Origin of the sequence: Glycocaulis alkaliphilus, assembly GCF_004000605.1 — a bacterium.
GTDB classification, from domain to species: Bacteria; Pseudomonadota; Alphaproteobacteria; order Caulobacterales; family Maricaulaceae; genus Glycocaulis; species Glycocaulis alkaliphilus.
Genome location: NZ_CP018911.1, coordinates 1,426,092 through 1,446,504, shown reverse-complemented (window position 1 = coordinate 1,446,504; position 20,413 = coordinate 1,426,092). Strand labels below are relative to the sequence as shown.

Annotated in this window: 20 protein-coding genes; 12 read left to right on the top strand and 8 right to left on the bottom strand. The window is 63.8% G+C overall.

Features of this window, described 5'->3' with window-relative positions; genetic code table 11:
- Nucleotides 1–12: 12 nt before the first annotated feature.
- Genes topA through X907_RS06895 form a run of 5 tightly spaced genes read left to right on the top strand, consistent with a single transcriptional unit; the run spans nucleotide 13 to nucleotide 7,403 of the window.
- Nucleotides 13–2,610: a type I DNA topoisomerase gene (gene topA, locus X907_RS06915; RefSeq protein WP_127566547.1), complete on the top strand. Its 2,598-nt coding sequence runs from the start codon at nucleotides 13–15 to the stop codon at nucleotides 2,608–2,610.
- Nucleotides 2,607–4,859: a ribonuclease R gene (rnr, locus tag X907_RS06910; RefSeq protein WP_127566545.1), complete on the top strand. Its 2,253-nt coding sequence runs from the start codon at nucleotides 2,607–2,609 to the stop codon at nucleotides 4,857–4,859. The genes topA and rnr overlap by 4 nt, the downstream gene beginning before the upstream one ends.
- Before the next feature lie 13 nt (nucleotides 4,860–4,872).
- On the top strand, nucleotides 4,873–5,598 hold the full coding sequence (locus X907_RS06905) for an NUDIX domain-containing protein (RefSeq protein WP_233352566.1): 726 nt from the start codon (nucleotides 4,873–4,875) through the stop codon (nucleotides 5,596–5,598).
- Entirely contained in the window at nucleotides 5,595–6,227 is a 633-nt protein-coding gene (locus tag X907_RS06900) for a hypothetical protein (RefSeq protein ID WP_127566543.1), read from the top strand. The genes X907_RS06905 and X907_RS06900 overlap by 4 nt, the downstream gene beginning before the upstream one ends.
- A 9-nt stretch (nucleotides 6,228–6,236) precedes the next feature.
- Nucleotides 6,237–7,403: an MFS transporter gene (locus tag X907_RS06895; protein ID WP_127566541.1), complete on the top strand. Its 1,167-nt coding sequence runs from the start codon at nucleotides 6,237–6,239 to the stop codon at nucleotides 7,401–7,403.
- A 13-nt stretch (nucleotides 7,404–7,416) separates the two neighbouring features.
- Here X907_RS06895 and X907_RS06890 read toward each other — a convergent pair whose 3' ends face one another.
- Nucleotides 7,417–7,644, bottom strand: coding sequence for a hypothetical protein (locus X907_RS06890; protein WP_127566539.1), 228 nt, complete (start codon nucleotides 7,642–7,644; stop codon nucleotides 7,417–7,419).
- A gap of 229 nt (nucleotides 7,645–7,873) precedes the next feature.
- On the opposite strand from X907_RS06890, the gene rpmG reads away from it, so the two are divergent.
- Nucleotides 7,874–8,041 carry a 50S ribosomal protein L33 gene (rpmG, locus tag X907_RS06885; protein WP_009800672.1) on the top strand — a complete coding sequence of 56 codons (168 nt, stop codon included), beginning with the start codon at nucleotides 7,874–7,876 and terminating at the stop codon, nucleotides 8,039–8,041.
- A gap of 47 nt (nucleotides 8,042–8,088) precedes the next feature.
- Here the strand turns inward: rpmG and X907_RS06880 are convergent, their stop codons facing one another.
- Together X907_RS06880 and X907_RS06875 are read right to left on the bottom strand one after the other, a co-directional pair.
- Nucleotides 8,089–9,450, bottom strand: a complete 1,362-nt coding sequence (locus X907_RS06880; RefSeq protein ID WP_127566536.1) for a PleD family two-component system response regulator — start codon at nucleotides 9,448–9,450, stop codon at nucleotides 8,089–8,091.
- Between the two features lie 15 nt (nucleotides 9,451–9,465).
- Nucleotides 9,466–9,831 (bottom strand): response regulator, encoded by a 366-nt coding sequence (locus X907_RS06875; RefSeq protein WP_145962654.1) that lies wholly within the window; start codon nucleotides 9,829–9,831, stop codon nucleotides 9,466–9,468.
- Nucleotides 9,832–10,008: 177 nt separating this feature from the next.
- Between X907_RS06875 and X907_RS06870 the strand changes: the two genes are divergently transcribed.
- The 6 genes from X907_RS06870 (at nucleotide 10,009) to X907_RS06845 (ending at nucleotide 15,397) form a co-directional block, all read left to right on the top strand.
- Nucleotides 10,009–10,917: an ROK family protein gene (locus X907_RS06870; RefSeq protein ID WP_127566532.1), complete on the top strand. Its 909-nt coding sequence runs from the start codon at nucleotides 10,009–10,011 to the stop codon at nucleotides 10,915–10,917.
- Nucleotides 10,914–12,164, top strand: a complete 1,251-nt coding sequence (locus X907_RS06865; RefSeq protein WP_233352565.1) for a DNA polymerase IV — start codon at nucleotides 10,914–10,916, stop codon at nucleotides 12,162–12,164. The genes X907_RS06870 and X907_RS06865 overlap by 4 nt, the downstream gene beginning before the upstream one ends.
- 65 nt (nucleotides 12,165–12,229) lie before the next feature.
- A complete protein-coding gene (locus tag X907_RS06860; protein WP_127566528.1) occupies nucleotides 12,230–12,811 on the top strand; it encodes a DNA-3-methyladenine glycosylase I in 582 nt (193 codons plus the stop codon).
- Entirely contained in the window at nucleotides 12,808–13,029 is a 222-nt protein-coding gene (locus X907_RS06855; protein WP_127566526.1) for a hypothetical protein, read from the top strand. The genes X907_RS06860 and X907_RS06855 overlap by 4 nt, the downstream gene beginning before the upstream one ends.
- A 157-nt stretch (nucleotides 13,030–13,186) precedes the next feature.
- The gene (locus X907_RS06850; protein WP_127566524.1) at nucleotides 13,187–14,332 is read left to right on the top strand and encodes a beta-ketoacyl-ACP synthase III; all 1,146 of its coding nucleotides are present in this window, start codon (nucleotides 13,187–13,189) and stop codon (nucleotides 14,330–14,332) included.
- Nucleotides 14,333–15,397 (top strand): zinc-binding metallopeptidase family protein, encoded by a 1,065-nt coding sequence (locus X907_RS06845; RefSeq protein WP_127566522.1) that lies wholly within the window; start codon nucleotides 14,333–14,335, stop codon nucleotides 15,395–15,397. It abuts the gene before it with no gap.
- A gap of 66 nt (nucleotides 15,398–15,463) precedes the next feature.
- On the opposite strand, the gene X907_RS06840 is transcribed toward X907_RS06845, so the two are convergent.
- From X907_RS06840 to rpsA, 5 genes are all read right to left on the bottom strand, one after another.
- Entirely contained in the window at nucleotides 15,464–16,675 is a 1,212-nt protein-coding gene (locus tag X907_RS06840) for an ammonium transporter (protein ID WP_127566520.1), read from the bottom strand.
- Between the two features lie 179 nt (nucleotides 16,676–16,854).
- Entirely contained in the window at nucleotides 16,855–17,499 is a 645-nt protein-coding gene (locus X907_RS06835) for a phosphoribosylanthranilate isomerase (protein WP_127566518.1), read from the bottom strand.
- Between the two features lie 40 nt (nucleotides 17,500–17,539).
- Nucleotides 17,540–17,956 carry a large conductance mechanosensitive channel protein MscL gene (gene mscL / locus X907_RS06830; protein ID WP_127566516.1) on the bottom strand — a complete coding sequence of 139 codons (417 nt, stop codon included), beginning with the start codon at nucleotides 17,954–17,956 and terminating at the stop codon, nucleotides 17,540–17,542.
- 56 nt (nucleotides 17,957–18,012) lie between these two features.
- Nucleotides 18,013–18,297: an integration host factor subunit beta gene (locus X907_RS06825; RefSeq protein ID WP_127566514.1), complete on the bottom strand. Its 285-nt coding sequence runs from the start codon at nucleotides 18,295–18,297 to the stop codon at nucleotides 18,013–18,015.
- Nucleotides 18,298–18,447: 150 nt separating this feature from the next.
- Complete coding sequence (rpsA, locus tag X907_RS06820) at nucleotides 18,448–20,157, bottom strand: 30S ribosomal protein S1 (protein ID WP_127566512.1); 1,710 nt, start codon at nucleotides 20,155–20,157, stop codon at nucleotides 18,448–18,450.
- Nucleotides 20,158–20,413 lie beyond the last annotated feature (256 nt).

Here is a 20,413-nt window from a genome sequence, read left to right as displayed (position 1 = left end):
ATATAGCATTTCATGACTGTCGTCGTCGTTGAGTCGCCTGCCAAGGCCAAGACCATCAACAAATATCTGGGCAAGGATTTCACCGTCCTGGCGAGTTTCGGCCATGTGCGCGACCTGCCCGCCAAGGATGGATCGGTACGGCCCGACGAAGACTTCGCAATGGAGTGGGAGATCGATTCCCGGTCAGCCCCCAAAGTGAAGGCGATAGCCGACGCCCTCAAAGATCACGACACGCTGATCCTGGCCACTGACCCGGATCGCGAGGGCGAGGCCATCTCCTGGCACTTGCTCGAAGCGCTGACCAAGCGCCGCGCATTGAAGGACAAGACGGTCAAGCGCGTTGCCTTCAACGCGATCACCAAAAGCGCCGTGCAGGACGCCCTCGCCAATCCGCGCGATGTGGATATGGAGCTGGTGGACGCCTATCTCGCCCGCCGCGCGCTTGATTATCTGGTCGGCTTTACGCTCTCGCCCGTGCTGTGGCGCAAACTGCCCGGCGCGCGCTCCGCGGGGCGCGTCCAGTCGGTGGCGCTGCGCCTGATTACCGAGCGCGAGGGCGAGATTGAGCGCTTCACGCCGCAGGAATACTGGTCCATCGAGGCCGATGTCCGCGCCGACGGGTCTGATCTGTTCCGCGCACGCCTCTCCCAGTTTGACGGCAAGAAGATCACGCGCCTGAGTATTGGTGACGAGCAGACCGCGCGCGCCGCCGAGGCTGCGGTGAAGTCTGCAGACTTCACCGTCGCAGCGGTCGAGGCCAAGCCCACAAAGCGCAACCCGCCCGCGCCCTTCACCACCTCCACCCTGCAGCAGGAAGCCTCGCGCAAGCTGGGCTTTGATGCCCAGCGCACCATGCGTGTCGCCCAGCGCCTCTATGAAGGCATCGATATTGGCGGCGAGACCACCGGTCTCATCACCTATATGCGTACCGATGGCGTTTCGATGGATGGCAGCGCCATTCATCAGGCCCGAAAGGCCATTGGCGAGCGCTATGGCGAGGAATACGTGCCGGACGTGCCGCGCGCCTATTCCTCCAAGGCCAAGAACGCGCAAGAAGCCCACGAGGCGATCCGCCCGACCAGCTTCCTGCGTCACCCCTCCTCGCTGCGCCTGGAAGCCGATCAGGCCCGGCTCTACGAGCTGATCTGGAAGCGCGCGGTCGCCAGCCAGATGGAAAGCGCGCGTCTGGAGCGTACCACGATCGATCTGGAAGCGGATGGCGGCAAGCTCGCCCTGCGCGCCACCGGCTCGGTCGTCACGTTTGACGGCTTCTTCGCGCTCTATCGCGAAGGGCTGGACGATGATGCCGATGAGGACGGCGAAGCACGCCTGCCTGCAGTGAAACAGGGCGCTAGCGCCAAAGCCGCGCAAACCTTCACCGAACAGCACTTCACCCAGCCCCCGCCGCGCTATACCGAGGCCACGCTGGTCAAGAAGATGGAAGAGCTGGGCATTGGCCGGCCCTCCACCTACGCCTCCGTGCTCTCGGTGCTGCGCGACCGCGACTATGTGCGTATGGAAGACAAGCGCTTCGTGCCCGAAGACAAGGGCCGGGTCGTCATCGCCTTCCTGGAAAACTTCTTCACCCGCTATGTCGAGTACGACTTTACGGCGGACCTTGAAGACCAGCTCGACAAGGTGTCCGCCGGCGAAATGCCCTACAAGGAGCTGCTGCGCCGCTTCTGGGAGCATTTCTCCGCCAACGTGGAAGGCATTGCCGATTTGCGCGTCGGTCAGGTGATCGATGCGATGAATATCGCGCTGGCACCGCTGATCTTCCCGGCCCGCGAAGACGGCAAGGATGCGCGGCTCTGCCCGTCCTGCAATGTCGGCACGCTGTCGCTGCGCCTCGGCAAGCATGGCGCGTTTGTGGGCTGCTCCAACTATCCTGACTGCCGCTTCACCCGCCCGCTCGGCGGCAATGGCGAAGGTCAGTCCGTTATCGAGGGTGATGGCGAGATCGGTGCGCACCCTGAGCACGGGCAGATGATCTATCTCAAAGACGGGCGCTTTGGGCCCTATCTGGAGATGAAGCTGGAGGGCGAGGACAAGCCGCGCCGCTCCTCCCTGCCCAAGGGCTGGGCCCCGGCTTCCATCAATCTGGAAAAGGCGGTCATGCTGATCGACCTGCCCCGTCAGGTGGGGCCGCACCCGGATGATGGCGAGATGATCGAGGCCGGGCTTGGCCGCTACGGCCCCTTCGTCAAGCACGGCAAGACCTACGCCAATTTGCCGTCCATCGATGAAGTGTTCGAGATCGGCATCAACCGCGCCGTCACCCTGATCGAGGACAAGAAGGCCAATGGCGGGCGCGGACGCGCCAGCGCCGAACCGCTCAAAGAGCTGGGCGAGCACCCTGATGGCGGCCCCATCCAGGTCATGGCCGGGCGCTATGGCCCCTATGTGAAATGGGCCAAAATCAATGCCACCCTGCCCAAGGACGTAACGCCGGAAGCTGTGACGCTGGAACAGGCGGTGGAACTCATCAATGCCAAGGCCGGTTCTGCCAAGGGCAAGCGCAAGGCACCGGCGAAGAAGAAGACCGCAGCAGCGAAGAAGCCTGCCGCAACGAAGACAGCCGCCTCAAAGGCGAAAGCAGGAAGTAAGTGAGCCGCGAAAACGATCCGTTCCGCGATGGCGGGTTTACCCGCGAAGCCCTGCTGGAAGCGATCCGGCTGGGCGAAGGCCGCTTCACCAAGCGCGAGATCGCCCGGTCTCTGGCCTTGCGCGGTGATGCGAAGATTGCCCTGAAATCCGCGCTCAAAGTGCTGGAAACAGACGGCGAGATCACCCGCACAGGGCAGAAATCCTATGCCATACGTGGCGGCCTGCCGCCCGTGACCGTGGTGGAGATCGTCGACCGGGATGTCGATGGCGAGATGCTGTGCCGCGCGGTGCGCGCCGACGGCGACAGCCCCGTCATCCGGCTCGCGCCCGGTCAGGGCAAGGGCGGCAGGCGCGAAAGCGCGCTGGGCATTGGCGACAAGTTTCTGGCGCGCCTGGAAAAGGACGGCGATGAATACTACGCCAGTGTCATGCGCACGCTCGGCCAGTCTGCGCACCGCATTTTGTGCGTCTATCGCGAGACCGGGCGCGGCGGCGCGCGGCTGGTGCCGGTGGACCGGCGCACCAAGCACGAGCTGATCCCCGCCAAGGGCGAAGGCACGGGCGCGAAGGATGGCGATCTGGTCATGGTGCGCCTGGCATCCGAACGCGCGCACGGGCTTAAAACCGGGGCTATAGAGGAAGTCATCGGCAGCGCGGACAGCCCGCGCGCTGGCTCCATCATCGCCCTGGCCGAACACGGCATCCCGCAAGGCTTTGGCGATGCCGAAGAAAAGGAAGTACGAGCCATCAAGCCGGTCACGGCCAAGGACCGCGAGGACCTGACCGACATCCCCCTCATCACCATCGATCCGGCAGACGCCAAGGACCATGACGATGCGGTGTGGGCTGCGCCCGATGATGATCCAGCCAATAAGGGCGGCTGGGTGGTTATCGTCGCCATCGCAGACGTTGCGGCCTATGTGCAGGGCGGTTCAGCGCTCGACAAGGGCGCAAGGAAGCGCGGCGTGTCGGTCTACCTGCCCGACCGGGTGGTGCCGATGCTGCCTGAGCGCCTGTCCAACGATCTATGCTCACTGCGCGAGGGGGAGAACCGCCCCTGCCTCGCCGTGCGCATGGTGTTCGACAGGAACGGCAACAAGCGCGCCCACCGCTTCCTGCGCGGCTGGATGCGCTCGGCGGCCAAGCTCTCCTATGAGGAGGCACAGGCCGCCATTGACGGCAAGGGCACAGGCAAGGCGGAGACGCTCAAAAAACACGTGCTGGAACCGCTCTGGGGCGCTTATGCAGCCTTGCAAAAGGCGCGCGCGGTGCGCGAGCCGCTGGAAATCGATGCGCCCGAACGCAAGGTGCGCATTGGCGAGGATGGCTCGGTGATCGCGGTGGAGCGGCGCGAACGCTTCGACGCGCACAAGCTGATCGAAGAGATGATGATCCAGGCCAATGTCGCCGCTGGCGAGGCGCTGGAAGCGGCCCGCACGCCGCTCATCTACCGCGTCCATGACGAGCCGGGCACCGAGAAGATCGAGGCCCTGTCCGACTTCCTGCCGACCGTGGGGCTTAGCTGGGCGCGCGGCGAGCGCCTGACGACCAAGCGCTTCAATCAGGTGCTGGAGCGGGCAAAGGACGGGCCGCACTACGAGACGGTCAATGAGGTGGTGCTGCGCAGCCAGTCACAAGCCATCTATGACACGCGCAATCTGGGCCATTTCGGGCTAAATCTGGAAAAATACGCCCACTTCACCTCGCCAATCCGGCGCTATGCCGACCTGACCGTCCACCGCGCGCTGATCCACGCCTTCAAGTTGGGCCGGGACGGAACCACCGACGAAGAACGCGCCTCGCTGCAAGTGATTGCCGAGGAAACCACCTCCAACGAGCGCCGCGCCATGGCCGCCGAACGCGATGCTACCGACCGCTTCATTGCAGGCTTCCTAGCTGACCGGGTGGGCGCGGAATTTGAGGGGCGCATTACCGGCGTTACCCGCTTTGGTGCCTTCATCCGCCTGAGCGAAACCGGGGCTGACGCGCTCTGCCCGGTATCGCGTCTGGGGCGGGAATATTTCCACCACGATCCGTCCGCACACGCCCTTATCGGCGAGAATACCGGCGCGACCTACCGGCTGGGCATGACCGTCAATGTGCGGCTTAGCGAAGCAACACCCGTGACGGGCGGCCTGCTGGTGGACATACTGACCCCGCCTGAACCGGGCAGAAAGCCGATGGGGCGCCGCAAGGGCGGACGCCCTCCGGCGGGCCGGGACAGGGGCAACAAGTCCAGACGGCGGCGGTAGAGACCTTAAAAACGTGGCTAAAGGCAATCCTTTCGACCCGACGCGCCATTCGGAAGGCAATGAACGCCCCGGCGTGAAACCGCACCCCTCCGTGCGCAGGCCGGCGCTGGCCGCCTCCCTGATCCTCACGCGCGAGCGTGCCAACGGAACGACCGAAATCCTGTTCGGCCGGCGCTCTGGCGAGCATGTCTTCATGCCACGCAAATACGTGTTTCCAGGTGGTCGCGTCGACCGGACGGACGGCTATGCGCCGCTGGCCAGTGAACCGGCGGAACCAGTACGTGCCGTGCTGACACGCTGCATGACAGAGCGCCGGGCCCGCGCGGCCGCTGCAGCCGCGATCCGCGAGACGGCAGAGGAAACCGGGCTTCTGATCGGCGAGAGCGCGCCTATTTCACGGGCCAGCCCACAATGGAAACCCTTCACCCAGGCGGGCCTCGCCCCCGCCGCCGCACCGCTGGAGCTGGTGGCGCGCGCGATTACACCGCCCGGCCGTCCGCGCCGGTTTGACGCCTGGTTCTTCCGCGCACCGGAAGAGGCTGTTACCGGACGCGCCGATGATTTTCTGGCCGCGGAGCTGGAAGATTTACGCTGGGTGTCACTGGAGGATACCGGCACGCTGGACCTGCCCATCATCACCCGCTTCGTGCTGGCCGAACTTGCCAGCCACATGAAGGGCCCTGCCCCGGTACGCTGCGCGCGCGTGACGCCGAAAGGTCCGCGCGTCGACGAGCTATGAGCGCGCCGCACCAGAGGCAGCGCGCGCGCCCCGCAGCCGGTGTTTTTGTCGTCGACAGCGCCACAGGCCGCTTCGCCCTGCCCGCCGTGCCAGAGGCGCTGCCGCTGGCGTTTTCGCCCGTGAGCGCGCGTGCCGCCGTCAATGTGGGCGATGACCCCGATATATCGGCACGCGCCCTTGGTGTTCGCAGCCTGCCTGCCCGTGCATTCACTGACACGGCGTTAAGCGCGGCGCATGCCCAGCTGGGCCTGCTGTTCGCCTCTCCCGCGCACCATGCCGTAGCCCTGGCGCCGCAGCCGGGCCTGTGGGGGCGGGCAGCGCGCCACGGCCTTGCCCCTGACCGGCAGGGCCTAATCTATCTGGGCCGAAGCATGCTCGCCCTGCCGGGCGGCCGCCGCTGGCATGTGCGCCTGTTTGCCATCGCCGCCTCGCGCGCCGTGCAGGCACTCTTTCCCGTGGCACCAGGCGGACGGGCCATCTGGGTGGAAGAAGAGGCCGTAGAGGCGCGTCTGGGCCTTGCCGGGCTTGCCCCGTTCATACCGCTTGCGCGGGCTGCGGCATCCGGCGTGATCATCAGGCCGTTGCATGTGCGAAAACAGGCGGGACGGCTGCTTACGACCCGGCTATAGACTGGCCCCATGGCCCTCTCATTCCTCATCAGCGACACTCATGCGCGCACACGGTCGCTCTTTGTGACGATCATGTGCGGGGGGCTGGCCGGGTGCGGTTTCGGCCTGCTCATGCCGCTCATTTCGCTCAATCTGGAGGCGATGACGGGTTCTGGCGCGCAAGCAGGTGTCAACGCCGCCGCCGCCGCGCTGGCCATGATTCTGGCGACCCCCTTCATCCCGGGCCTTTTCACGCGCATCAGCCCGCGCGCGCTGCTGGCCACCAGCCTGGCGGTCATCGCGCTTGGCATTCTGGTGTTTCCGGCCGTGCGCGATGTCTGGGCATGGTTTGGCACGCGCTTTGTTATCGGCATTGCTGTAACCATCGTCTTCATCGCCAGCGAGACATGGATCAACCAGCTGGCAAAGCCTGAACGGCGCGCTTCATTGCTGGCGGTGTATGCGACGGTGCTGTCGGCGGGGTTCGGCTCTGGCGGGCTGCTGCTGGCGCTGCTGGGGGCAGAAGGCTGGGCGCCGTGGATCGCCGGAGCGGCGATCTATGCGGCGGGCGTGTTGCCGGTCGTGTTCCTGCGTGGTCCGGGCCTGATACCGCCGAGTGGGGACGAGGGCAGCCCGCTGGCCATGCTCACCACAGCGCGCCTCGCCCCGGCTGCCATTCTTGCCGGCTTCCTGTTCGGCGCGCTGGAAAACAGCTTCTTCGCCCTGATGCCCGTCTATGGTGACCGGACAGGCCTGACGACCGTAATGGTGGGCCTGCTGATGACCACTGGCGCGCTGGGGGCGCTCTGCATGCAGATACCCATTGGCAATTTTGCTGACCGGACAGGACGCATGCGTACGCTGGCGCTGATTACCGGCGGCGCGGTTGCCATACCGCTGCTCATCATCGCGTCGAGCGGGTTTGGCTTTGCCCTCTTCCCGCTCATCTTCCTCTATGTCGGTCTTGCCAGCGCCTACTACACAGTCGGGCTGTCAGTGATCGGCGAGCGGGTTCAGGCAGGCCAGCTGGCCGCCGCCAATGCAGCCTTCATCTTCGCCTACGGTTCGGGATCGTTGTTCGGGCCGCCACTGGGCGGAATGGCCATGGACTGGATCAACCCGCACGGCTTCCTGCTCGCACTCAGCGTGATTGCGGCAATCTATCTGCCGATTGCGCTGAGAAACTGGCGGCGCTGAACCGGGCTTGTGATCAGGTTTCGGAGATTTCCAGCCGACGTTCGATGCGATTAAGGCGTGCCTGCAACGACGCCAGCGCGCCTTCATGTGCGGCATCGGTGGACATGAACGCGGTCAGGTGCTGACGCAGGCTAATAAGGCTGGTCTTCACATCGGACATATCGTTCTGCAGCGTTCCCACTTGGGTTCGCAGCGCCTTCAGGTGTTCAAGCAAAGGCTCGTTTGTAACGTTGTCTGCCATAAACCTCGTCCTGGGCACACGACGTCAACAACCCATTCGCGGGATCAACGCCGAAAACAGAGTATACGGCTTCATTGGCTTTCAGTCACTTTTTCCCGCAATCGTGTCCATGAGCTGGCGGAGCTGAACGCATCACCGCCATTGACACCCATACGAACATGCGTATTTTCGCGCGCTCGCGAAGCGTCAGGTCCGGTCTGGCGCGGCAATCCAGTTTCAGGTGAGTGACATGGCCAAGCCGACAACCATCAAGATCCGCCTCAATTCGACGGCTGGCACGGGTTACTTCTACGTGACCAAGAAAAACGCGCGTACCATGACCGAGAAACTCGTGCTGAAAAAGTACGATCCGGTCGCGCGCAAGCATGTCGAGTTCAAGGAAGGCAAGATCAAGTAGATCTGCCCCTTACCGCATCTGCCGATTTGAGGAAGGCCGCGTGATCGTCACGCGGCCTTTTTCTGTGCCGCCATGACCTGATTGCGGCCAGCAGCCTTGGCCTGATAGAGCGCGGCATCAGCGCGCGCAATAAGGCGTTCTGGCGTATCGCCATGCATGATTTCGGCGACGCCGGCACTGGTTGTCACATCCACCGTGATTCCCGCATTCGCCAGACGGAAGGGCGCGCGCGCGATCGCTGCCCGCACCCGCTCGGCGGCTTCCACGGCTTCCCTCTGGGTCGCTCCGGAGAGTACGACCATGAATTCCTCGCCGCCATGACGCCCGGCAATGTCGAGCGCGCGCAGCTGGGCGTTCATGCGTTCGGTAAAGGCGCGCAGCACCTCATCTCCGGCCTGGTGGCCCCAAGTGTCGTTGATGCGCTTGAAATGGTCGATGTCAAACAGGATGACCGACACCGTCTCGGCGGCGGCCTCCCAGGCATCGACAGCCTGACGCAGGCGTGAGCCCATATAGCGGCGATTATAAAGCCCGGTCAGCGGATCAATGACCGCCATCTCAAGGCTCTCTTCCAGACGCTCGCGCAGCTGTTCGGCATAGCGCTTGCGCTTTAGCTGGGTGTTCAGGCGCGCCGCCAGCTCACCCGGATCAACCGGGCGCGTCACCACATCGCTGACCCCCAGATCCAGCGCGCGGACCATGTCCTGCGGCGTGTCGGGATCGACAACGCAGATGATCGGCGTGTGCCGGGTTACAGCGTCAGAGCGGATGCGCGCACAGACGCGCAAGGCATCAAACTTTGCCGTCGCCAGATCGATCAGCACCAGCTCTGCCCCGGCCCGCGCGGCCTTCACCACGCCAGCCGGATCACCGATCGGGCGCGCCGCGAAGCCCTTGGGCAGCTTGGCAGACAGGCGCTCGGCGGCGACATCATCGCCAGCGGCCACGATAACAATCGCCGGGCCGTCCAGATCACCGTCCTCAACGCCATCATCAGCCAGTGCGCCCTCGTGGCGCAGGCGCAGCTCGTCGAGCACTTCCTTCAGGCGCAGAAGCGAGCGCACACGCGCAAACAGGGCAACATCATTGACCGGCTTGGTGAGAAACTCGTCCGCGCCCGCTTCCAGCCCCTTCACCCGGTCCTCGCGCTGATCCAGCGCCGTTACCATGATGACGGGGATATGGCGGGTGGCAGCGTCGGCCTTCAGGCGGCGGCAGGTTTCAAACCCGTCCATGCCTGGCATCATGATGTCCAGAAGGATCATGTCCGGCATGGTGTCGCGGGCCTTTTCAAGGCACTCGGCTCCGGAAGACGCCAGCACGACATCAAAATACTCAGCCGACAGGCGCGCTTCCAGCAAGCGCCTGTTGGTCTCGATATCATCGACTACGAGGATGCGCGCACTCATGGGTCTGGCGCCTCCCTATCCGATAAATTTCCGGATTGTCTCGATAAAGCTCGTCACCGTGATGGGTTTGGAGAGATAGCCCTCACACCCGCCTTCGCGGATACGCTCCTCATCACCCTTCATGGCAAAGGCGGTGACGGCCACGACCGGGATACCGGAGAGGTCTTCATCGCTCTTGAGCCATTTGGTGACGTCCAGCCCGGACACTTCCGGCAGCTGGATGTCCATCAGGATGAGATCGGGGCGATGCTCGCGCGCGATATCAATGGCCTTCAGGCCCTCCCGGGTCTGGAGGGTCTCGTAGCCGTGGGCCTCGAGCAGATCATGAAATAACTTCATGTTCAGCTCGTTATCTTCAACGATCAGAACTTTTTTGGACATGACCTGCAGCATGGCGACCGCGTGCTTCCCCCGTTTGCCCCGCCTTTGGCGTGGACCTTTTTCCATCCACTGCCGAGTAGACACCATTTTCCTTAATCAACGATGAGTCGCGCGCTAGGAACCCGGTAAGGAACAAGATAAGAACGTGGCCACACCATGACTGGCAGGGGATTCCGCATGATCCGCATCGGCGTTGATCTGGGCGGCACCAAGACAGAAGCCATCGCGCTGGGCGCTGACGGCACCATTCTGGCCCGCATCCGCAAGCCGTCGCAGTCCACTTACCGCCTCGGCGTGGAACTGATTCGCGATCTTGTCGCCGAAGTCCGCCAGCTAGCGGGCGGCACGCCTGCAAGCGTTGGCATCGGTCACCCCGGCTCGATCAATCCGCGCACCGGGCTGGTACGCAACGCCAACTCCTCCCACCTCAATGGCCAGCCCCTGCAGCGCGATCTGACAGACGTGCTGGCGCAGGACGTGCGCTGCGCCAATGACGCCAACTGTTTTGCCCTGTCCGAAGCCACCGACGGCGCAGGCGCGGGCGCGCATTGCGTGTTCGGCGTGATCGCAGGCACGGGCGTAGGCGGCGGCATCGTCATTGGCGGACGCCTCCATGAGGGCGGCGGGCTTATCGCCGGCGAGTGGGGACACACCTCCCTGCCCCGCCCTTCAACGGACGAGATTCCCGGACCCCGATGCGGATGCGGCCGCCTTGGCTGCGTGGAAAGCTGGTGCTCCGGCCCGGCGCTGGCACGCGACCACCAGCGAGTGACAGGCGAAAGCCTTACAGCCGACCAGATTGCAACAAAGGCCGCCGAAGGCGACGTGAAAGCAGCTGCCGCGCTCGCCCGTCACGCTGACCGGCTGGCGCGCTCGCTCTCCACCATCGTCAACGTGCTGGACCCCGATGTGATCGTGCTGGGCGGCGGACTATCCAACCTGCCCGGCCTGGCCGCCGATCTGGAAACCCGCCTCGCCCCGCATGTCTTCTCCGACGAGTTCCGCACACGCGTCGTAGTGAACCGGCACGGCGACTCCTCCGGTGTGCGCGGGGCTGCCTGGCTATGGCCAATGGAAGCGCAATGACCGGGTATTGCCGTACCTGTTTTGCACCATCAACGCCGCCGCGATGCGGGGCGTGCGGCTCGCGCAAGGTGTTCGTCCATGACGAGCTGGAAACCCTCTCGATCGCCCATATCGACTGCGATGCCTTCTATGCCTCCATTGAGAAGCGCGATGATCCGTCGCTGGCCAACCAGCCGGTCATTATTGGCGGCGGCAAGCGCGGCGTGGTGGCCACCGCCTGCTATGTGGCAAGGCTGCACGGCGTGCGCTCGGCCATGCCCATGTTCAAGGCGCTCAAAGCCTGCCCGGATGCCGTGGTCATCTCCCCGCGCATGAGCCTCTATGCAGCCGAAGGCAAGCGCATCCGCCAGATGATGGAGGACGTAACCCCGGCGGTGGAGCCGCTCTCCATCGATGAGGCGTTTCTCGACCTGACGGGCACGCAGCGCCTGCACGGCAGCCCGCCCGCATTGACGCTGATGAAGCTGGCGGCGCGCATCAAGTCGGAGGTGGGCGTCACGGTGTCGGTGGGCCTCAGCTACAACAAGTTTCTCGCCAAGACCGCATCCGAACTCGACAAGCCGGACGGATTTTCGGTGATAGGACGGGCCGAGGCGGCAGACTTCCTGCGCCCGCGCCCGGTGCAGAGCGTGTTTGGCGTCGGCCCGGCCTTTGCCGCCACGCTGAACCGGGACGGGCTGAAGACGCTCGGAGACGTCATTGCGCGCGGTGAGGATGCGCTGCTGCGCCGTCACGGGCCGTCGGGCGCGCGGCTCTGGCGGCTGGCGCAAGGCATAGACCATCGTCCGGTGGCCCGCGATGGCGAACGCAAGAGCGTGTCAGCCGAAACCACCTTCTTTGACGATGTCGCCAGCCATGAGGAGCTGGAAAAGCGTCTCTGGCCGCTATGCGTGAAGGTGGCCGACCGGATGAAGGCGCAAGGCATTGCTGGCCGCGTCGTCACGCTGAAACTGAAGACGGACAGCTTCAAATCCCTGACGCGGCGGCGCACGCTCAACCAGCCCGCCCAGCTGGCCGACACGCTGTTCCGCACAGGCCGCGAGCTCTTACGCGCCGAGCCGCAAGGCCCACGCTACCGGCTGATCGGGATAGGTTTCAGCGATCTGGAACCGGCCACGGGCGATGCGCGCGACCTTCTCGATCCTGACGGGCCCAAGCGCGCCGCTGCCGAGCGCGCCATGGACAAGGCCCGCGCCAGATTTGGCCCCTCGGCGGTCATCAAGGGGCGCTCCCTGAAAGACCATTAGCATTTGTTCACTTGGCCGCATGGCACTGAGATGTTTGGCTGAAATCTGGAAGGCGGAAAAACCCCATGCTCCATCGCTGTCCCTGGCCGGGCGAAGACCCGCTCTATGTCGATTATCACGACACCGAATGGGGTGTGCCCGAGCGTGATGACGAGGCCTTGTTTGCCAAGCTGATCCTTGACGGGTTTCAGGCCGGCCTCAGCTGGATCACCATTTTGCGCAAGCGCGAGGCGTTCCTGGAGGCGTTTGACGGCTTCAACCCGGAGACGCTGGCACGCTATGGCGAGGCGGATATTGCCCGCCTGCTCGGCAATGCGGGCATTATCCGATCGCGCGCGAAGATCGAAGCCTCGATAGGCAATGCGAAAGCCTATCTCGCCATGCGCGAGCGCGGACAGGGCTTTAGCGACTATCTGTGGAATTTCGTGGACGGCGAGCCGGTGCAGAACCGCTTCTCCACGATGAAGGAAGTGCCCGCCGAAACGCCGGTCAGTCAGGCGATGAGCAAGGCCCTCAAGAAGGAGGGCTTCAAATTCTGCGGCCCGGTCATCGTCTATGCCTTCATGCAGGCGACCGGGCTGGTCAACGATCATCTGGTCAGCTGTCACCGCCATGAGGAAGTGAAAAACCTGTCGAGGTCATCATGAAACCTGCACTGAAACTCGCCGTTCTTGCCCTTGGGGTTCTCGCGCTCGGTGCCTGCGCCAACCGTCCGCCAGCCCACGCGCTGGACCGGGACTGCGAGATGGGCGGACGCCACGGCCCCACTGGCGTGCTGGAATACCAGTGTACGGACGGAGATGGCGTCGTACGCGAGCGCCCGCAGCCCATTCACCGCGTCATCAGCGGCGGGCGCAGCGGCTGATCCGCTCCAACGACCATCCCTTGTTGTGCGCAAGCCACATGCACGTGCGGGGATAATCGGGTATGGCCAAAGGCCACCGGCGTCACAATGGTCGACTCTGCACCTTTGTGAAGGCTAGGGTAACGACATAGCGATCAGGAATCGTTTGGGGAAACCGATGAGTGAAGCCGTCATTCGCGCCACAGGGCTGTGGACGCCGCCCCATTCCATATCCAATGAAGAGCTGGTGGCTGCGTATAATGCCTATGCCGAGCGCTATAATGGCGAGCATGCGGACGACATCTCCCGCGGCGAGCTGGAAGCGCTGACACCCTCCTCAGCGGAGTTCATCGAGAAGGCATCGGGCATCAAGTCCCGCTTTGTCGTCGAAAAAGACGGCGTACTCGACATCACCCGGATGATGCCCAACATCCCTGAGCGCTCGAACGATGAGCCTGCCATCCTTGCCGAGATCGGCGCCCACGCTGCCCGCGATGCGCTGGAGCGCGCCGGCAAGACGCCTGCTGACGTGGATGGCATCATTGTCGCCGCGTCCAACATGCAGCGCGCCTATCCGGCGGTCGCGATCGAGGTGCAACAGCTTCTGGGGATGGAGCACGGCTTCGGCTTTGACATGAATGTCGCCTGTTCCTCGGCCACGTTCGGCATGCAGGCCGCTGCGGACATGATCGCGGCGGGCAATGCCCGCGCCATACTGGTGGTCAGCCCGGAGATCACGTCCGGGCACCTCAACTGGCGCGACCGCGACAGCCATTTCATCTTTGGCGATGTGGCCACGGCGGTGTTGCTGGAGCGCGCGGAGCTGGGGACAGGCGGATGGCGGATTATCGGCTCGCGCCTGAAAACCCAGTTCTCCAACAATATCCGCAATAATTTCGGCTTCCTGAACCGCACCGAGCGCGCCACCGGCGACAACCGTCCGCTGCAGAATGGTTCACCGAAAGATGACAGGCTCTTCGTCCAGGAGGGCCGCAAGGTCTTCAAGGAGGTCGTGCCGATGGTGTCGGACATGATCCGCGAGCACATGGATGATCTTGGGCTGGAGCCAGACCAGATGCGCCGTGTCTGGCTGCACCAGGCCAATATCAACATGAATCTGATGATCGCCAAGAAAGTGTTCGGGCGGGAAGCTGGTGGCGAGGATGCGCCGACCATTCTGGATGAATACGCCAACACATCCTCTGCCGGTTCGATCATCGCATTTCACAAGCACTCCGATGATCTGAAAAGCGGCGACAAGGGTGTGATCTGCTCGTTCGGCGCCGGGTATTCTGCCGGCACCGTCTTTGTGGAGAAGCTTTAGATGAACCGGGCCGGCGAGACCGATCTCGCCGCGCGGATTCTGGCCAAGACCAACGAGTATCTCGATTTTCCGAGCGTCGTTGGCCACGAGACACCGTTTCTTGACCATCTCGCGCGCGATTTTTCGGGGCTTGGCTTCACGCCGGAGCGCCACGCCAATCTGTGCGTCATCGATACCGCAAAGCCCGGCCCGGTCTTCATCGCGCATGTGGACAGGCACGGCGCCGTGATCGCGCCCGACGGAGCCCCCGTCTACGCCGCCCACGCGGTCAAGAACGAGAAGTATGGCGAGCAGGCGGTTGCGTCGGAGGTTCTCGCTGTGCGCGTTAACGAACGCTATGGCGGCGAGGAAGTCTTCGCGTATGACCGCAAGACCGGCGGACGCCTCGCCTACGGCGATGTCACCGGCGCGAGGCTGGATGGCGAGGGCCGGATCGTTCTGGATATTCCCGGGATGCCGGCCCTGCCGCCGGGAACCCCTATCAGCTTTGCCCGCGCACTTGATCGCAGCTCGAACGGGCAAGTCTCCGGCCAGCTGGACAACCCGGTATCGGTGGCGGTACTGCGCGTTGCCGCCGAGCTGGGACTGGGCGGTCATATCGTCTTCACCGCCGAAGAGGAAATCGGGCGTTCCGCCGCGCACTTCCTGCATTGGGCAGACAAGGCGCTGCCCGCGCGCAAGGATGTCGTCGTTCTGGACACCAGCCCGTTCGAGGATTCGGCGGCCATGCTGGCAGGCGCCGTCATCCTGCGGCGGCGTGATGCCAGTGCCAGCTTCCACGAAGCGATGGTAGAGCGGGTCGAACGCGCAGCCGCAAGCGCAGGCGCGCCCATCATTTTCAAGGACGCCTTTATCGAGGCGGAGAATGCAGCGCGCACCCGGCGCGGGCAGCCACTCAAAGGCATCGGCCTGACCGAGCTGGGCAAGATCACCGCCCAGTCCAAGGGTGCGTTTACCGGCGCCAGCCTGCAGGTGCCGACAGTGAATTACCACTCCAACCAGGAAACCACCTCGCCGCGCGCGCTGGTGGCGATGCTGCGGACCGCACTGGCCCTGACATCGTGATAAAAAAGAACCCCGCCAGCGAACTGGCGGGGTTTTTAGTCAGGGAGGAACGGTAATCCGAGATCGTCAGGCGCTTTCGCCATGCAGCGCGATGTCGACCCCGGTAACTTCGTGTTCTTCCTCGATGCGCAGCTTCACCACGCGCCCGATCAGGAAGAGAATGACAAACGTGCCGATGGCACACCAGGCAGCGGCGGCCAGCGCACCCCAGGTTTGGGTCCACACCAGCAGCCAGTTGCCTTCAATGCCGCCGGCGGTTCCGCCTATCGCCTCGACGGCGAACACCCCGGTGAGCACCGCGCCGGCGAACCCGGCAATCCCGTGCAGGCCGAACGCGTCCAGGCTGTCATCGTATTTCAGTGTGCTTTTCAGGGCCGTGACGGCGAAATAGGCCGCCACAGCGCCAACAGCCCCCAGAGCAAAGGCCGCCTGCGGGCCAACAAAACCCGCTGCGGGCGTGATCGCGACAAGCCCCGCCACCGCGCCAGAGGCTGCGCCCAGCACGGTCGGCTTGCCGCGCAGGATCCATTCCAGAGCGCACCAGACCAGCGCCGCCATGGCCGCCGCAATCTGCGTCACGAGCGCGGCATGGGCAGCGATCTCGTCCGCTGCCAGCGCCGAGCCGCCGTTAAACCCGAACCAGCCAACCCAGAGCAGACCCGCACCTATGACCGTGAGAACGAGATTGTGCGGCGGATGGCCTTCCTTCGGCCAGCCCCGGCGCGGGCCCAGCACCAGCGCCAGAATGAGCCCTGCAACCCCCGAATTGATATGTACAACCGCACCGCCGGCAAAATCGATGACGCCCGCCTCATCCAGGAAGCCGCCGCCCCACACCCAGTGCGCAATCGGCGCATAGACCACCAGCAGCCAGACCGGCACGAAGATAACCCAGGCCTTGAAACTCATCCGCTCGGCAGCTGCGCCAGAGATGATCGCCACGGTGATGATGGCGAAGGTGAGCTGGAACAGGATGAAGACCGGCTCTGGCAGTCCGTCCGCGTCGCTGCCCGGCTCCAGCCCGGCGAGGAAGAGCCGGTCCAGCCCGCCAATGAATGCCCCCTCACCCGTCAGCGCGAGCGAGTAGCCAACCAGCGTCCACGTGACCGTGACCAGGACTGCCGCCGCCAGCGAATGCATCAGGGTAGACAGGACGCTGGTCCGGCGCACCATGCCGCCATAGAAGAGCGCAAGCCCCGGAACGGTCATCATCAGCACAAGCGCTGAAGCAGTCAGAATCCAGGCGGTATCGCCTGCAGAGAAGGCAGCGTCTTCCATTTGCGGATTACCCCTTGGCAGAAAACCTGCGCAAAGCGTGCGTCCGCCTGTCGAAGCTTGTCAGCGTCCCGGCTTGTATTGCAGCGCAGCAGGAGCGGACGTGCCGGAGTTTGGGGCTCGCCTGCACGGAATTGGTGCAGCGCGCACCCGCCCGGATTTTCCCTGCCGCTAACGCCGCGCTACCGCATCTCTAGACGCTTCACCGCGCTCAGGAAGGCCATAATTCTGGCAGCATCCTTCACACCCGGCGCGCTTTCCACGCCCGACACGGCATCGACGGCAGGCGCTCCCGAAGCGGTGATGGCGCCGGCGACATTTTCAGGCGTCAGACCGCCGGCCAGGATGAAGGGCAAGGCGTCAAAACCTTTGACGAGGCTATAGTCATAGCCCTCGCCCCAGCCGCCCGGGCGGTCCGCGCCTGCGGGCGGTTTGGCGTCAAAGAGGATCGCATCGGCAAAGCCCGCATAGCGGCTGGCGCGCGCTACATCGGCGGCCCCGCCGACCGGCACGGCCTTCCACACGCCCTCACCTGCGTAATTGCGCGCATCAAGGCAGCGTTCCGGGCTTTCCTGTCCGTGCAGCTGGATGATGTCGGGCGCAAGCACGCGCAAGACCTGCCCCAGAAGCGCGTCATCAGGGTCAACCAGCACGGCAACCGATTTCGCGCTGCCTTTGAGCGCCGACAGGCGCGCGGCATCAGCCAGTGTCACGCCGCGCGGACTTTTGGGAAAGATGATGAAGCCGAGATAATCGGCACCGGCGGCGATGGCCGCCTTCACCGATGCCTCGTCACTCATCCCGCAGATTTTTACGCGCGTGGTCATGGGGACGGTCCTAGCCCGCCCCCGGCGGCGAGAAAAGCGGCTACTTCTTCAGAAGATCCCGAATCTCTTCCAGCAGCTCTTCATTGCGCGGCTTGGCGGGTGGAGCGGCTGGCGTCTCGTCCTTCTTCTTGTCCTCCAGCCGGTTCATCGCCTTGATGAGCAGGAAGAGCGCGAAGGCAACGATCACGAAGCTGATCACCGCATTGATGAAGATACCATAATTGATGGTCGCAGCCCCGGCCTCGGCCGCCGCCGCGCGCGAGGCGTATTCCACCCCGTCCAGCGCCACGAAGAGCTCGGTGAAATCCACCCCGCCCAGCAGAAGCCCGATGGGCGGCATAAGAATGTCGTTCACGAAGGACGAGACGATCGTGGAGAACGCGCCGCCGAGAATGAAGCCGACCGCAAGATCGACCACATTACCGCGCATGGCAAATTTCTTGAATTCATTGAGCATGTTGTAGCCCTCCTGGCGAAGCTGCAGGAAAGCCTATGCCGGTTTGCCGCGCGGGCCTAGCTCTTGCCGTCCACGCGCTCGCGCAATTCCTTGCCCGTCTTGAAGAAGGGCACATGCTTTTCTTTCACCGACACAGAATCGCCGGTGCGCGGATTGCGGCCCTGACGCGGCGGACGATTGCGCACCGAAAAGGCACCAAACCCGCGCAGCTCCACGCGCTCCCCGCGCTCCAGCGCCTGGGTGATTTCCTCGAATATCGAATTGACGATCCGCTCGACATCACGCTGGAAAAGGTGCGGATTGGCGGCGGCCAGTTTTTCGATCAGTTCAGACTTGATCATGGTTTCGCGTCCCCGGGATGACGAAGGCTGGAACCTTGGGACGGGTACCGGCCAAGGTCAATCACTTCAAGGCAAAAAGAGTGATACCGGCAAAGAAAATGGCCGGACCCGTGACAGGTCCGGCCATTTGCCGTTAGTCAGCAAGGCGGACTATTCGTCCTTCTTGGTGTCCTGCTGTTTCAGCGCGGCGCCGAGAATGTCGCCGAGCGATGCGCCGGATTCAGACGAGCCATACTGCTCGACCGCTTCCTTCTCCTCGGCCATTTCCAGGGCCTTGATGGAGACGGATACGCGCCGTGCGCCCTTGTCGATATTGGTGATGCGCGCATCAACCTTGTCACCGACCGAATAACGCTCGGGTCGCTGCTCGGCGCGGTCACGCGACAGGTCGGACTTGCGGATGAAGGACTTCATCTGCCCGCCTTCGCCGAAGGAGACCTCGATACCGCCCGTGGTGATTTCCGTCACGGTGCAGGTCACGGTCTCGCCGCGCTTGAACCCGCCGGAATCTTCCATCGGATCGCCAGCCAGCTGCTTGATGCCGAGCGAGACGCGCTCTTTTTCGACATCCACGTCCAGCACCTTGGCTTCGACCATGTCGCCCTTGTTGAAGTCGGCAAGCGCCTCTTCGCCAGAACGATCCCAGTCGATGTCGGACAGGTGGACCATGCCATCAATGTCTTCGCCGACGCCGATGAACAGGCCAAACTCGGTGATGTTCTTCACTTCGCCCTTCACGACCGTGCCGGCCGGGTGGGTCTCAGCGAAGATTTCCCACGGATTGCGCTGGGTCTGCTTGATGCCGAGCGAAATGCGGCGCTTCTCCTCGTCCACGTCCAGCACCATGACGGTGACTTCCTGGGAGGTGGAGACGATCTTGCCGGGGTGGATGTTTTTCTTGGTCCAGCTCATTTCAGAGACGTGGACCAGACCTTCAACGCCCGATTCCAGCTCAACGAACGCGCCGTACTCGGCGATGTTCGTCACGCGGCCTTCAAAGGTCGCGCCCACCGGGTACTTGGCGGCCACAGCATCCCACGGATCTGAGAGCAGCTGCTTCATGCCGAGCGAGATGCGCTGGGTGTCCTTGTTGATCTTGATGATCTGGACTTTCACGGTCTGACCGACTTCCACGACTTCGCTCGGATGGCCAACGCGGCTCCAGCTCATGTCGGTGACGTGCAGCAGGCCGTCAATGCCGCCCAGATCCACGAACGCACCGTAATCGGTGATGTTCTTGACGACGCCTTCGCGGGTCTCGCCCTCGGCCAGATTGCCGACGAGCTCGGCGCGCTGTTCAGCGCGCGACTCTTCCAGCACAGCGCGGCGCGAAACCACGATATTGCCGCGCGGACGGTCCATTTTCAGAACCGCGAACGGCTGTTCCTTGTTCATCAGCGGGCCGACATCGCGCACGGGGCGGATATCAACCTGGGAGCCCGGCAGGAAGGCCGAAGCGCCGCCCAGATCGACCGTGAAGCCGCCCTTGACGCGGCCGACAATGGCGCCGTTGACCGGCTCCTTGGCCTCGAACATTTTCTCAAGACGGTCCCAGGCTTCCTCGCGGCGGGCCTTGTCACGTGACAGCACCGCTTCGCCGAGCGCGTTCTCGATGCGCTCCAGATAGACTTCAACCTCGTCACCGGCTTTCGGCGTGGTCGATCCCGGGCCCGCGAACTCGCGCAGCGAGATGCGGCCTTCGGTTTTCAGACCCACATCGATCACGATCATGTCGTGTTCGACGGCGGTCACGGTGCCACGCACCACAGAGCCTTCTACAAGGTCACGGCCTGCAAAGCTCGCTTCGAGCATTGAGGCAAAATCGTCGCGGCTAGCCGCAGAGGAAGATGTAGCATTCATGCGAAAAGACAGTCTCCAGCTTATGCGTTTGTATTCCGGCCGGCCGGTTGTCTCCGGCGGTCTTGCTGCTTTGGAGCAAACGCCCCTCGCAGCCGGAATGGTTACGGTCTGGACACGTCCCTGCCACCGGAACCCGGCACTCCGGGCCCGTCTATCATTAAAGAAAGGGGGTTGGAGGAGCCGGAGGGCCGATGACAAAATCGTGCCCGGTTAAGCGCCCTGCCTGCCAAACCGGCAGAACCGAAGCGCGCGCGTC

What these genes read in the sequence shown, in the direction of transcription:
- topA (WP_127566547.1), top strand. Translation starts at nt 13, where the DNA reads ATGACTGTCGTCGTCGTTGAGTCGCCTGCCAAGGCCAAGACCATCAAC.
- X907_RS06900 (WP_127566543.1), top strand. Translation starts at nt 5,595, where the DNA reads ATGAGCGCGCCGCACCAGAGGCAGCGCGCGCGCCCCGCAGCCGGTGTT.
- X907_RS06895 (WP_127566541.1), top strand. Translation starts at nt 6,237, where the DNA reads ATGGCCCTCTCATTCCTCATCAGCGACACTCATGCGCGCACACGGTCG.
- X907_RS06890 (WP_127566539.1), bottom strand. Translation starts at nt 7,644, where the DNA reads ATGGCAGACAACGTTACAAACGAGCCTTTGCTTGAACACCTGAAGGCG.
- rpmG (WP_009800672.1), top strand. Translation starts at nt 7,874, where the DNA reads ATGGCCAAGCCGACAACCATCAAGATCCGCCTCAATTCGACGGCTGGC.
- X907_RS06880 (WP_127566536.1), bottom strand. Translation starts at nt 9,450, where the DNA reads ATGAGTGCGCGCATCCTCGTAGTCGATGATATCGAGACCAACAGGCGC.
- X907_RS06875 (WP_145962654.1), bottom strand. Translation starts at nt 9,831, where the DNA reads ATGTCCAAAAAAGTTCTGATCGTTGAAGATAACGAGCTGAACATGAAG.
- X907_RS06870 (WP_127566532.1), top strand. Translation starts at nt 10,009, where the DNA reads ATGATCCGCATCGGCGTTGATCTGGGCGGCACCAAGACAGAAGCCATC.
- X907_RS06865 (WP_233352565.1), top strand. Translation starts at nt 10,914, where the DNA reads ATGACCGGGTATTGCCGTACCTGTTTTGCACCATCAACGCCGCCGCGA.
- X907_RS06860 (WP_127566528.1), top strand. Translation starts at nt 12,230, where the DNA reads ATGCTCCATCGCTGTCCCTGGCCGGGCGAAGACCCGCTCTATGTCGAT.
- X907_RS06855 (WP_127566526.1), top strand. Translation starts at nt 12,808, where the DNA reads ATGAAACCTGCACTGAAACTCGCCGTTCTTGCCCTTGGGGTTCTCGCG.
- X907_RS06850 (WP_127566524.1), top strand. Translation starts at nt 13,187, where the DNA reads ATGAGTGAAGCCGTCATTCGCGCCACAGGGCTGTGGACGCCGCCCCAT.
- X907_RS06845 (WP_127566522.1), top strand. Translation starts at nt 14,333, where the DNA reads ATGAACCGGGCCGGCGAGACCGATCTCGCCGCGCGGATTCTGGCCAAG.
- X907_RS06840 (WP_127566520.1), bottom strand. Translation starts at nt 16,675, where the DNA reads ATGGAAGACGCTGCCTTCTCTGCAGGCGATACCGCCTGGATTCTGACT.
- X907_RS06835 (WP_127566518.1), bottom strand. Translation starts at nt 17,499, where the DNA reads ATGACCACGCGCGTAAAAATCTGCGGGATGAGTGACGAGGCATCGGTG.
- mscL (WP_127566516.1), bottom strand. Translation starts at nt 17,956, where the DNA reads ATGCTCAATGAATTCAAGAAATTTGCCATGCGCGGTAATGTGGTCGAT.
- X907_RS06825 (WP_127566514.1), bottom strand. Translation starts at nt 18,297, where the DNA reads ATGATCAAGTCTGAACTGATCGAAAAACTGGCCGCCGCCAATCCGCAC.
- rpsA (WP_127566512.1), bottom strand. Translation starts at nt 20,157, where the DNA reads ATGAATGCTACATCTTCCTCTGCGGCTAGCCGCGACGATTTTGCCTCA.